Below are 11,144 nucleotides of genomic sequence, written 5' to 3'. Positions count from 1 at the left end.
TTATCGCAGCCCATTCCTTTCATAAAGGTGGCTGTCTCGACTTGGGCGGGGGGGATTTTTAGGGCGTGGAGCTCCTGCTCGGTCGGCATGTACGGCACCTTGCATTTAGGACAGATTTTACGGACGAGGCGTTGCGCAATGACGGCCCGGATGGCTGAAGCGCACAAGAAAGGTTTGACCCCGATATCGATCAAACGGGTAATGGCTCCCGGGGCGTCATTTGTATGCAGTGTGCTAAAGACCAGATGCCCGGTCATGGAGGCATTAATGGCGATATTAGCCGTTTCCACGTCGCGGATTTCCCCGACCATGATTACGTTAGGCGCTTGGCGGAGCATGGCGCGCAGAGCCGCCGAGAAGGACATACCGATTTCTTCATTCACATGGACTTGGTTAATGCCGGTGAGCTCGTATTCCACCGGGTCTTCGACAGTGATGATTTTGACCGAGGGTTTATTAATGTAATTCAAGCAGCCGTAGAGGGTGGTTGTCTTACCGGAACCCGTCGGTCCGGTCACCATGAGGATCCCGTCGGGCAGGGAAATAAGTTTTTCAAAAAGGGCTTGGTCATCACTGAGGAATCCTAGCTCCGGCAAACCCAGCATGAGACTGGATTTATCGAGGATACGCATGACGATACTCTCGCCGTGGATGGTCGGGACCGATGAAACGCGCAAGTCAATCTGTTTGCCATCGACATTGAGCTGGATACGCCCGTCTTGGGGGATACGTTTTTCGGCGATACTCATTTTTGACATGATTTTCAAACGGCTCAAGATGGAGGCTTGGAGCCTTTTGTGCGGGGTATCGACCTGCTGGAGCACGCCGTCGATGCGGTAACGAACACGGAAAGTTTTTTCCAATGGCTCCAGGTGTATATCACTGGCGCGACGGCGTTGGGCATCGACAATGATTTTCGTGACCAAACGGATGACCGGCGCATCGTCGTCGGTCGCATCCTCGCGGTCGCCTGTCTCACGGGTATCCAGATCGACATCTTCTTTGGCGATGGCCCCCAGCTCGGCGAGTGAACCGTAGAATTGGGTAATGGCGGCATCGATTTCGGGTTGTGCAGCCACGACAGGCTCGACATTTTTATGCAGCAAGACACGTAAAGTATCGACCAAGGAAATATCAGAGGGGTCACTGACAGCCACTTGGAGGGTGTCCCCAGCGATTTTAATGGGCATGACCCCGTATTTTTTAGCGAGTTCCGCAGGAATGGAGTCCACGGCCTCGGGATCAAACTTATAACCGGTCAGGGCAATCATCTCCATGCCGTAATATCCGGCGATAGCCTGGAGAATGTCTTGCTTGGTCATCAGCTGCATTTCCACCATGGCATCGGAGGTGGAAATGGATTTCTCGACCGCTAATTCCTGCGCTTGGTCAATCTGTTCCTGATTGGCCATGCCGACTTCCCGTAAGACTTCTAAGACTAAATCGTCATTCACTGGACTGGGGGTGGGTTAAAGTTAAGATTTAAAACTTACTTTTTACTTGTCTCGCTGTCAAAGCATTTGCCCCTGTTTGAAAAATAAATTCGCTTGGCAAGAGCCCCCTTGTCATGGCTAATATCGGCATGATTCAACGCAAAGGAGTTATTTTTGTTGTTTCCGCTCCATCCGGTGCGGGGAAATCAACTCTATGTAATAGCCTGCGGCACCGGCAGGACCTGATTTATTCGATTTCCTGTACGACTCGCCCGCCCCGGGGGACTGAAGTCCATGGGGAAGATTACTATTTTTTGACCAAAGAAGATTTTGAGGCAAAGATCGCCCGTGGTGAATTCCTCGAATATGCCCAGGTTCATACGAGCCATTATTACGGTACACTGAAACAATCCGTTTTTGATATCCTCGATCAGGGCAAGGATGTGCTTCTGGATATCGATGTGCAGGGGGCGGAGAAAATCAGGCATTCCGCCGACGCCCGCATCCATGAGGCCTTTGTGGATATATTCATGATGCCTCCGACTATCACCGAGCTTGAGAGACGTTTGCGCAAACGTAAGACCGAGACGGACGAGCAAATTGCTCTGCGCCTCCAGACCGCCCGCAAGGAGATTCCTAAATGCCGGAATTATATGTATATTATATTGAGTGAATCCATCGAGGAGGATCTCGATAAATTCCGTTCCATCATGAAAGCTGAACGATATAAATCCCACCGGTTGATCTTTGATGAAAAAAAAATCTGAATCTGTCTCCCTGAGCAAATCGCACCCCACCACGCCCCCGCGGGTCGTCCTCGGGGTCAGTGCGTCCATCGCCGCTTATAAAGCTGCCGATATCGCGAGCAAATTGCGCAAGGCCGGGTGCTCGGTCCATTGTGTCCTGACAAAGGATGCCGCGCAATTCATCACCCCCTTGACATTACAGACCCTTTCGAGGAATCCTGTCCTCACCGATCTTTTTTCGGAGACGACGTGGCAGCCCGGGCATATTTCATTGGCGGATGAGGCCGACCTGATCCTCGTCGCCCCCGCTACCGCCAATGTCATTGCGAAATTCGCCCATGGCCTAGCAGACGATGCCCTGAGCTGTATCATGCTGGCCACAGAAGCCAAAAAGCTTATTGCCCCCGCAATGAATGGCAAGATGTGGCTGAATGAGGCCACACAAGAAAATGTCAAGCTCCTCAAGAAACGTAAATTCCATTTCATCGGCCCGGAAGAAGGTATGCTCGCCTGCGGTTATGAAGGCATCGGCCGCCTCTGGGACACCGATGACATCGTCAAACAAGCTTTGGCCTTGCTCTAGGCCCCTGTGCAGTGATCTTTTCTGATATTAAAAAATGAGCACATTGCGGTTCACTCGCATTCTGCGAGCGTTGAGAGACGCCCCTTCGTGCTCCTCGTGGGCTTTGTGGTGCAAATTACTATGTACTCGGCAGACAGGGGGTGTTGTATTTTTCCTGCCCGGTATTAATATTGAAGGGTTTGAGGTGTGGGCGCGGGCTGGAATGCGGGAGGTTTTTCCTGGAAATTACCTTGGACATTCGGGTTATAATCATTTTTCCCCGCTGTCGCAGTGTCCTTGGCAGGTAGACTATCATCCGCCGCGGCGGATGGTTGGGGCGTGCTGCTTTGGCAGCCGACAAAAAGAACCGCGACAAGAAAGAATAAAGGGAGGATAGACTTTTTCATGTGCCTGAGAATAAGTCCACCCGCCGCTGGGAGTCAATGACCAAGTTTTTTGACCGGAATTTATTGGGGAACAGTGGGTGTCTGGGGCATGGTCGGTGCCGTTTGGAAATTTCCGCTAGGGGCTGGTCCGGGATTGGTCGTTCCGCGGTCCACGACAAATGATGTCTGGGCTTTGGAATAACTGCCGGGGGCGATGTTGCCTTGGGCATCGAGGACCTCGAGGGTCAGTGTGTATGAGCCCGCAGCGAGATTACCCAGGCTGTAAGAGCCATCCGAAGAGATGGTTTTTGTCGTGCCGCCGATAGAGTAACGGATCATATAACCGGCCGGGGGATTTGTGACTTTAAAGTCGAGCATGATATTATCGGCTCTGGCACCAGAATATGTGCCACGTGGCTGATTAATGGCTACCGAGGCCTCACTGGCCCCGAGGAAATTCTGGAAGTCCTTACGTTTGATGTAAAAATGAACCGTTACTTTGGCATCCGGGCTATTAACGGTCATATCGTCTGGGCCTACCAGATAAGCGATGACCGTGTGACCCCCCTCAGCCAAGCCAGTAATCACAAAGGGGGCATTGCGTACCGAGTGTTTGCGCGCGGGTTGATCATCGACAGATACCATGATGGCATTTCCACCGGTCAAATCAAAGTCCTGTGTCTGGAAGAAAATATCCGCACGGGTGGTATTCAAGACTTCCTCGTTGGCCGGTTTTGAGATTTTGAGTTTAGCTGTGCTCACAGGGCGGGTGTCAGCGGCGGGAGTGCCTGCTGTGGCCGCTTGATCCTGCGGAGTGTAGCTGGGGGTGCCATCTCCGCCGCATCCACTGAGGATGAGGCCACCGGCCAGGATAAGACAAAGAAAAGAGATTTTGCTCAAAAATGAATGCATAGTGTGTTAAGTGTTAGTTCATGAAGCCCCATGCGTCAATGTCTTCTTCGTCACAATTTCTACCAGCCCTGGGCGGATACCACCTGCTTTCCACCCTCGTGGACAGTGGTCAAGCCTTTGGTTGGTTATCGATCGATGGTTGGATCTATGGTGTCATCGATGGCCGGGCGTATAAACTGCGACAGGCGAGTGCCGGAGTGGAATGGTGCTCGTCGGATCACGCCGATGACGGGAGCAAATTGCGCGCGTACCTCCGGGCAGATGAGGATATCGAGGGGATCCTGCAAGGTTTCCCGGTGGATGAATATCTCGCGGCGGCGGTGGAGTATGCACCCGGCCTGCGCTTGGTCCGGCAGGAACCGTGGGAATGCTTGGCTTCCTTTCTGATTTCCCCGTTGAAACAAATTGTCCAGATAAAACAAGTGCTCCATTCGCTCAGGCGCGGGCTAGGGGTTCCCGTTTCATTGGATGGTCATGAGTTCCACGGATTCCCCACGGCGGCGCAAATTGCTGCGGGGGACGAGGATTTCCTGCGTTCGCACAAAATGGGTTTCCGCGCGCGCAATTTGCTCGGGACAGCCAGGCAAATTGCTGCGGGGGATATTGATCTTTCGGCTGTGTCACAAATGGATTACCCGGCGGCGGTGGAGGAGTTATGCAAATTGCGGGGGGTCGGGCGCAAGATCGCCGATTGTGTGTTGCTTTTTGCTTATGGGAAACAAGAGGCTTTCCCGATTGATGTCTGGATCGAGAGGGTCCTGCACCGGCTCTATTTCCCGAGGGCGCGCAATTTGCACCGGCGCCGCCTGGAGAGATTCGCTGCGGAGTATTTCCACCCTCACGGCGGGTATGCTCAACAATACCTCTTCCACTATGTGCGCCACCACCCCGGGATATTGGACAAGGCGGGGATGAGGCTCCTTAGCTGATGTGACTGGTGTCATTCCAGAGCCTGATCGCGGGATGGGACAGGGTGTGTTCGTAGCTCAAGGCACTAAAGCTGGCGGTGTCCAAGAGGAAATGCTCGGCGTTACTGGCATCGAGACCGAGCCAGCGTGAGGCGAGCACACGGAGGATATGGCCACTCGAGAAAAGAAGGACATCTTCATCGAGTGCCCGCAGTCGGGAGATGAGATCATCCGCCCGCACGCCGATCTGGGTGGGAGTCTCGCCATGGGGACAGCCGTCACGGAAAAGGAACCAACCGGGATTTTTTGTCCGGATTTCGCTACTGGTTAAACCCTCGTAATCACCGTAGTTCCATTCGATCAAACACGGTTCTTCGACAGAGACCTCTCCGAACCCCGCAAGTGCGCAAGTCGTGGCAGCACGTTTGAGGGGGCTGGTAAAGACTTTCGGGAAATGCATGCCTTTGAGCCGTTCGCCCAGGCGTACGGCGTATTTGCGGCCGTTATCCGTCAGGGGGAGGTCGGTGAGACCCGTGTGCCTGCCGGATAGGCTCCATTCCGTTTCGCCATGCCTCGCGAGATAAATGGTGGGAAGGGGATTACTCATAGGGGATGATCAGTTTCGACGGCGAGCGGGGATTTTAGGCCGCTTTTGGTTTAAGCTTGCGGTAGGTCACGCCGAGAATGGCAAGTACGATCCCCATAGCAGGGATGATGCCTACGACGAGGAGGAGCGTGCCAGCGATCATGATGCCCGAGCAGATGAGAGTCAAAAGGAAAAGATTAAGCCAATGGGGTTTTGCCAGCTCCAAGCTTTTTTTGATGCTGTCGAGGAAATCACTGCCTTTGCCTTCATCCGCACAAATGGCCGCCCAAAATCCGAGCAGGGCAGCGACGACGAGCCCGGGTAGGATCAGGAAGAAGGAACCGATCCCGATGAGGATATTCACGATGAGTCCGGCCAGTAACGACATCCACCAATGGTCAAAACGACTGAAAATATCGCCGAGTTTAAATTCCTTCTTGTCGATAATCTGGAGCAGGACCACCCACGATCCCACCCAGAGGGCCCCGTGAATCACGAAGAATGCGATCGAACCGATAAAGGGAATAAAATGGGAAACAATGGATAACCCACAGAGGACAAGAACAATCAGCATGAGATTCAGCCAGTCGGTCTTAAAGACATCGATCCCCTCGGAGACACAGGCCGCGACCGAGATTTCATCGGAGGAGGTCGAGGAGCTGTTTACCTGCGGGGATGTGGTGCCCGCATTTGCTGAAGGGAGAGCCGGGGTACTGTTTTTAGCGGGAGTATCAGATACCGTAGTCGCTGAGGTATTGAGTTCAGGAACGTCTTTGAATGCGGTCCAGCTTCCCATTCCCTCGACCCAGACGAGGGTGTCGGGTGTCACAGTGTTTGCAGCCGCTAGGCTTTTTAATCCGGGCTCGTCCACCGGGCCTTGTTGCTCGTCATTAACTACATAAAACCATTCTTTCATATGACTCTTTTCCTTTTTTTAGATTGTTATCAGAGATTAAAATTTCGGGCGAAGCCTCCGGTAGGCGACACCCCACACGATCATTAAAAATGCTGAAGCGGGTATGATTCCGATAAATAAAAGGAGAAATCCGACGATGCAGATGGGTATCGATAATAAACCAATACCGATAATGGTGAAAAACTTTGGTTTGACGATTTCATAACTTTTTTTCAGCGAACCAAAAAAATCACTGCCTTTGCCCTCATCCGCACAAATGGCTGACCAGAACATAAACATAATAGCCACCACGATTCCCGGTATGATCAGCAGGATTAGTCCGATAAAAATCATGATGATATAGACTAAATAGGTCAAAAAGGACATCCACCACTGGTCAAAGCGGCTGAAGATATCAGAAAGTTTAAATTCTTCCCCGTCCACGAGCTGCAGGATGACTGTCCAAAGCCCGATCGTCAGGGCTGCTTGAATGACGTTGGTGGCGATTTGCACGAGGTGCCCTGCCCATCTACCACCGATGGCAGTGGCTATTCCCTGGAAAATACCCATCACGATAATAATGCCGATCCAAGCCAACATCAAAAGACAGGCATTCATGAAGTTATCCTTGAAAATGGTCCACGCTTCGGAATAGGCGCTGCCGACGGTGAGTTCTTCGGCGGGGACAGGTGAGGAGAAGCCGGGGGCAGTGACTTGTCCTGGGGCAAAGGCCGGGGTCGCCGCTACGCGGGAAGCCAGCTGCATCATGGGAGCAAGCTCCGAGACATCTTTAATCGCCACCCAGTCAGACATTCCTTCAGACCAAATAAAGGTATCCGGAGCGATTTTTTTGGAAATAACCAAACCTTGTAGATCCGCCTCGCTAACGGGTCCTTGTTGTTGACCGTCCACGACATAAAACCATTGTTTCATGATTTTTCCCTCCCTCTCGGATTGTTTAGAGGAATTACAACGTGATCAAGATTTCTGGTTGGGACCAGCCGGTCAGTTATGATTCCTTAGAAACAAATCTTTAACGGGGTTTTATGAATAATCACGCCTTTTATTGGAATTTTTTATGGCATTCCTGTGATAATTACCCGCTCGCCGCCCCGAAGCAATTTGCTCTTGGTTGATGAAAACGAAGTCAGTTCGCAGTTTGCCTTTGGCAATTTGCTCTCAGGGAGAAATTTCACCAAGAAGGGCAGGATGATGGAATACGGAGGGTCGAGATTCTCGCTCGACGGGGGGCCCGCCTGCCAATGATCGGGCGAGCGCACTCGCGACCCCGACTGCATCCAAGGGTGTCCCCCCTGCCCGATGGAACCATTTTCAGGCCCCGAACGGCCTTCGGGGCATTTGATCAAAAACGGTGGCGCGGGGACCGGGCTTTGGGAAAAATAAGTTTCACGGCACATGTCCGCAGAGAAACGCAAAGTTTTTTGATTTTCCACTTGTCCGATCAATGTCAGGCCGTGTGTGTGTGTGGAAGGAGCCTGAGGTGTGTCTACAAAAGCCTCTATTTCACGTGTTAAAAAAATACTTGCCATGTCTTTGATGAGGTTGCGCTGCTTTGGGCGAGGGGTCTGAGGGAGTGTCGGGGCGGGTATTGGTTACGGAATAGTGTCGGGGGTGCTGGGTGGTATCCTTGTAAAAAATTCATATTGCACTTGCAAAATGCCCTGTGAAGCATAATTTTCGGTTGTCTATGTCAGAAATCCTTACCCGTGAACCAGTCATGAATACTATCAATGGCGAAGGCCAAGTGGTGGTGACGAAATTGGATCAAGCCATTAATTGGATGCGTAAGAACTCGCTGTGGCCGATGCCTTTGGGTTTGGCATGCTGCGGGATTGAGCTTATGGCCGTGGGTTGTTCGCGTTACGACATCGCCCGATTTGGGGCGGAGGTCATGCGTTTTTCCCCACGTCAATGTGATGTGATGATTGTTGCCGGGACAGTGACGTATAAAATGGCCCTAGTGGTTAAACGCCTTTATGATCAAATGCCTTCGCCCAAATGGGTGATCGCCATGGGGGCATGCGCCTCGACGGGCGGTATGTACCGGAGTTACTCCGTGCTCCAAGGTGTGGACCATGTGGTGCCGGTGGATGTATATATTTCCGGGTGTCCCCCGCGTCCCGAGGCGTTGTTAGAAGGATTCATGCACCTGCAAAGGAAAGTGATGAGTGAGACATCCTTTACGGACCTTAAAGAATCGATGACTTAAACCCCTACCTTTTTTTATTCCATGACCAATCAAGAAGCTGCTGAGAAAATAATGACCCAGTTTACGGGTTCGACTTTCCTGTGTAATGAATTCCGCGGGGAGGTCACCTTAGAGTTCGACCGCGGACTCATCGAGGATGTCTGCCGTTATGCCAAGGAAGAGCTCGGGTTTTCATTCCTCGTGGATGTGAGTAGTGTGGATAATATTGAAACTAAGCTGGAGGAGAAGGGCCGGTTCGAGGTGGTGTATGAGCTCTACAGTTATGTAGATTACATCTGCCTGCGCCTAAAGATCCGGGTGCCCGAGGAAAATCCTCTCGTAAAATCTGTGACCAGCCTTTGGCGGGGGGCGGACTGGCATGAACGCGAGATCTACGACATGATGGGGATTAAATTTGAGAATCATCCTGATTTACGCCGGATTTTGATGTGGGAAGGATATCCTTATTTCCCGCTGCGCAAAGATTTCCCCTTGGCCGGAAAACCGACCGAAATCCCCGATGTAGCCTTTTCCCAAGCGGCCCCACTGGAAGGCGGGCCATTTGTGACCCGTCCCGCCGATCATTCCTATCAACGGGAGCCGCGCCCAAAGACTTTTCAACCCGGAGACATGGACTAGTCCTATGAGTAATTTTCGTACTGTGGAAGTCGTTTCCCCCGATGCCGCCCGTAAAGTGGCTGCGGCCATTGAGGAACATCCTGATTTGGTCGATGAAAAAATGATCCTGAATATGGGTCCCCAACACCCGGCGACTCACGGGGTCCTGCGCCTCGTGCTGGAAATCGACGGTGAGATCGTGTCGAAGTGCACAGCGGATATCGGTTACCTGCACCGGGGTGACGAGAAGATTGCCGAGAATATGACCTATACCCAGTTCATCCCTTACACGGACCGACTGGATTACCTGGCACCTTTGGCAAATAATGTGGCTTATGCTTGTGCGGTCGAGAAACTCATGGGTTACGACATCCCCGAGCGTGCCAAAATCATCCGTGTCATCTCCTGCGAGATGGCCCGTATTTCCTCCCACTTACTGGGACTGGGCGCCATGTCGATGGATCTGGGCGCGATGACCGTATTCATCTATACATTTAATGAACGTGAGAAAATTTATAATCTCTCGGAGCTACTGACCGGGGCGCGGTTTACGACCAGCTACACCCGCATCGGCGGTTTAAGCCGAGATCTGCACCCGGAGTTTATCCCGGCACTAAAATCATTCATCGGCCAGTTCCCCCCAAAGATTGACGAGGTCGAGAATTTACTGTCGAAGAACCGGATTTTTGTCGATCGTTGTAAGGATATCGGGGTCATTACCAAAGAAAAAGCGGTTAATCAGGGGCTAACCGGTGTGAACCTGCGGGGATCAGGTTTGGATTATGATATCCGCAAGGCCCATCCATATATCGGGTATGAGAATTATGAATTTGAAGTGCCGATCGGCTCGGTCGGTGATTGTTATGACCGGTATAAATGCCGGATCGAGGAAATGCGCCAGAGTGTCAAGATTATCGAGCAGGCAATCAAGCGGCTGGACTCTTTCGGTGGCGGGTTGAATTCTGACCCGGACCAATTCCCGATCACCGTTTGTGATCCGAAAAATATTTTACCTAAAAAGGCCGATGTTCTCACGAAAATGGAGGAATTGATCAATCAATTCATGATTGTCACCGCAGGCATTGACGCCCCGGTAGGAGAGATTTATTTCGGTGCCGAAAACCCGAAAGGTGAACTAGGCTTTTACATTAATAGCCGTGGTGGTGGGGTGCCCCACCGGATGAAAATCCGCTCGCCATCCTTTGTGAGCATCTCATTCATGGATGAGTTACTCAGAGGATATATGGTGAGTGATGTACCCTCGATTATCGGAAGCCTCGATATTGTCATGGGTGAATGTGACCGTTAGATCCAAAGGTTTTGATTATGGAAATCTGTAGCGAATTACTTAAAAAAATCGACGAAGCCATCTCGCACTATCCCGTGTCGAAACGGAGTGCGAGCTTACCCTTGCTCCACCTCTTTCACGAGAAATACAGTTACATCTCCGATGAGGCGATTACCTGGATCGCTGCCAAGCTGGACCTGCAGCCCATTAATATTTTGGAGCTGGTGACCTTTTACCCGATGTTCCGCCGCCAGCCGCTGGGGAGGACTCATATCAAAGTCTGTCGGACACTCTCCTGCGCCATGGGAGGCAGTTACGACCTCTGCCATCATTTCAAGGAAAAGCTCGGATTAAACCCCGAGGAACACGCTCCTGAGACGACGCCGGACGGGAAATTCACCGTTGAATTCGTCGAATGTATCGCATCTTGCGGAACCGCTCCCGTCGTACAGGTCAATGATGATTTGCTCGAAGGAGTGACCCTCCAACTGGCTGACGAGATTATCAGTAAGAATTCATAATCCCCCCCCCCCCCCCCTGTTTTTTGTCAACGCTTCAATATGACCATTCCGCGGGCCCTATGGCAGAGGGGACGGACAAT

The 11,144-nt window shown here is 51.8% G+C and carries 14 protein-coding genes; 7 read left to right on the top strand and 7 right to left on the bottom strand.

Annotated features, from left to right (window positions below; genetic code table 11):
• Positions 1–1,454 (bottom strand): ATPase, T2SS/T4P/T4SS family (locus SGI98_11680; GenBank protein ID MDZ4744063.1); only part of this gene is annotated, 1,454 nt, incomplete at its 3' end.
• Positions 1,455–1,567: 113 nt separating this feature from the next.
• Between SGI98_11680 and gmk the strand changes: the two genes are divergently transcribed.
• Together gmk and SGI98_11670 are read left to right on the top strand one after the other, a co-directional pair.
• A complete protein-coding gene (gene gmk / locus SGI98_11675; protein MDZ4744062.1) occupies positions 1,568–2,200 on the top strand; it encodes a guanylate kinase in 633 nt (210 codons plus the stop codon).
• The gene (locus tag SGI98_11670) at positions 2,184–2,762 is read left to right on the top strand and encodes a flavoprotein (protein MDZ4744061.1); all 579 of its coding nucleotides are present in this window, start codon (positions 2,184–2,186) and stop codon (positions 2,760–2,762) included. Before gmk ends, SGI98_11670 begins: the two co-directional genes overlap by 17 nt.
• Before the next feature lie 164 nt (positions 2,763–2,926).
• Here SGI98_11670 and SGI98_11665 read toward each other — a convergent pair whose 3' ends face one another.
• Positions 2,927–3,148 carry a hypothetical protein gene (locus SGI98_11665; protein ID MDZ4744060.1) on the bottom strand — a complete coding sequence of 74 codons (222 nt, stop codon included), beginning with the start codon at positions 3,146–3,148 and terminating at the stop codon, positions 2,927–2,929.
• 60 nt (positions 3,149–3,208) lie between these two features.
• Positions 3,209–4,039: a hypothetical protein gene (locus tag SGI98_11660; protein ID MDZ4744059.1), complete on the bottom strand. Its 831-nt coding sequence runs from the start codon at positions 4,037–4,039 to the stop codon at positions 3,209–3,211.
• 38 nt (positions 4,040–4,077) lie between these two features.
• Between SGI98_11660 and SGI98_11655 the strand changes: the two genes are divergently transcribed.
• A complete protein-coding gene (locus SGI98_11655; GenBank protein MDZ4744058.1) occupies positions 4,078–4,968 on the top strand; it encodes a DNA glycosylase in 891 nt (296 codons plus the stop codon).
• Here the strand turns inward: SGI98_11655 and SGI98_11650 are convergent.
• From SGI98_11650 to SGI98_11635, 4 genes are all read right to left on the bottom strand, one after another.
• Complete coding sequence (locus tag SGI98_11650) at positions 4,961–5,554, bottom strand: histidine phosphatase family protein (GenBank protein MDZ4744057.1); 594 nt, start codon at positions 5,552–5,554, stop codon at positions 4,961–4,963. The two genes, SGI98_11655 and SGI98_11650, sit on opposite strands and share 8 nt — an antisense overlap.
• 34 nt (positions 5,555–5,588) lie before the next feature.
• Positions 5,589–6,449: a DUF4339 domain-containing protein gene (locus tag SGI98_11645; GenBank protein ID MDZ4744056.1), complete on the bottom strand. Its 861-nt coding sequence runs from the start codon at positions 6,447–6,449 to the stop codon at positions 5,589–5,591.
• A 36-nt stretch (positions 6,450–6,485) separates the two neighbouring features.
• Complete coding sequence (locus SGI98_11640) at positions 6,486–7,361, bottom strand: DUF4339 domain-containing protein (GenBank protein MDZ4744055.1); 876 nt, start codon at positions 7,359–7,361, stop codon at positions 6,486–6,488.
• Positions 7,362–7,504: 143 nt separating this feature from the next.
• The gene (locus SGI98_11635; GenBank protein ID MDZ4744054.1) at positions 7,505–7,978 is read right to left on the bottom strand and encodes a hypothetical protein; all 474 of its coding nucleotides are present in this window, start codon (positions 7,976–7,978) and stop codon (positions 7,505–7,507) included.
• 158 nt (positions 7,979–8,136) lie between these two features.
• Here SGI98_11635 and nuoB point away from each other — a divergent pair, with 158 nt between their 5' ends.
• Genes nuoB through SGI98_11615 form a run of 4 tightly spaced genes read left to right on the top strand, consistent with a single transcriptional unit; the run spans position 8,137 to position 11,064 of the window.
• Positions 8,137–8,658 carry an NADH-quinone oxidoreductase subunit NuoB gene (gene nuoB, locus SGI98_11630; protein ID MDZ4744053.1) on the top strand — a complete coding sequence of 174 codons (522 nt, stop codon included), beginning with the start codon at positions 8,137–8,139 and terminating at the stop codon, positions 8,656–8,658.
• A gap of 21 nt (positions 8,659–8,679) precedes the next feature.
• Positions 8,680–9,276: an NADH-quinone oxidoreductase subunit C gene (locus SGI98_11625; GenBank protein ID MDZ4744052.1), complete on the top strand. Its 597-nt coding sequence runs from the start codon at positions 8,680–8,682 to the stop codon at positions 9,274–9,276.
• A 4-nt stretch (positions 9,277–9,280) separates the two neighbouring features.
• Positions 9,281–10,564 (top strand): NADH dehydrogenase (quinone) subunit D, encoded by a 1,284-nt coding sequence (gene nuoD / locus SGI98_11620; GenBank protein ID MDZ4744051.1) that lies wholly within the window; start codon positions 9,281–9,283, stop codon positions 10,562–10,564.
• A gap of 17 nt (positions 10,565–10,581) precedes the next feature.
• Positions 10,582–11,064 (top strand): NAD(P)H-dependent oxidoreductase subunit E, encoded by a 483-nt coding sequence (locus SGI98_11615; GenBank protein MDZ4744050.1) that lies wholly within the window; start codon positions 10,582–10,584, stop codon positions 11,062–11,064.
• Positions 11,065–11,144: the final 80 nt, after the last annotated feature.

The organism is Verrucomicrobiota bacterium (genome assembly GCA_034440155.1).
In the GTDB taxonomy this organism is placed as follows: Bacteria; Verrucomicrobiota; Verrucomicrobiia; order JAWXBN01; family JAWXBN01; genus JAWXBN01.
The sequence above is the reverse complement of the archived record's forward strand: the minus strand, read 5'-3'. Positions and strand labels throughout refer to the sequence as shown.

Coding starts and splice junctions, on each gene's coding strand:
- gmk (MDZ4744062.1), top strand. CDS start 1,568: ATGGCTAATATCGGCATGATTCAACGCAAAGGAGTTATTTTTGTTGTT.
- SGI98_11670 (MDZ4744061.1), top strand. CDS start 2,184: ATGAAAAAAAAATCTGAATCTGTCTCCCTGAGCAAATCGCACCCCACC.
- SGI98_11665 (MDZ4744060.1), bottom strand. CDS start 3,148: ATGAAAAAGTCTATCCTCCCTTTATTCTTTCTTGTCGCGGTTCTTTTT.
- SGI98_11660 (MDZ4744059.1), bottom strand. CDS start 4,039: ATGCATTCATTTTTGAGCAAAATCTCTTTTCTTTGTCTTATCCTGGCC.
- SGI98_11655 (MDZ4744058.1), top strand. CDS start 4,078: ATGTCTTCTTCGTCACAATTTCTACCAGCCCTGGGCGGATACCACCTG.
- SGI98_11650 (MDZ4744057.1), bottom strand. CDS start 5,554: ATGAGTAATCCCCTTCCCACCATTTATCTCGCGAGGCATGGCGAAACG.
- SGI98_11645 (MDZ4744056.1), bottom strand. CDS start 6,449: ATGAAAGAATGGTTTTATGTAGTTAATGACGAGCAACAAGGCCCGGTG.
- SGI98_11640 (MDZ4744055.1), bottom strand. CDS start 7,361: ATGAAACAATGGTTTTATGTCGTGGACGGTCAACAACAAGGACCCGTT.
- SGI98_11635 (MDZ4744054.1), bottom strand. CDS start 7,978: ATGGCAAGTATTTTTTTAACACGTGAAATAGAGGCTTTTGTAGACACA.
- nuoB (MDZ4744053.1), top strand. CDS start 8,137: ATGTCAGAAATCCTTACCCGTGAACCAGTCATGAATACTATCAATGGC.
- SGI98_11625 (MDZ4744052.1), top strand. CDS start 8,680: ATGACCAATCAAGAAGCTGCTGAGAAAATAATGACCCAGTTTACGGGT.
- nuoD (MDZ4744051.1), top strand. CDS start 9,281: ATGAGTAATTTTCGTACTGTGGAAGTCGTTTCCCCCGATGCCGCCCGT.
- SGI98_11615 (MDZ4744050.1), top strand. CDS start 10,582: ATGGAAATCTGTAGCGAATTACTTAAAAAAATCGACGAAGCCATCTCG.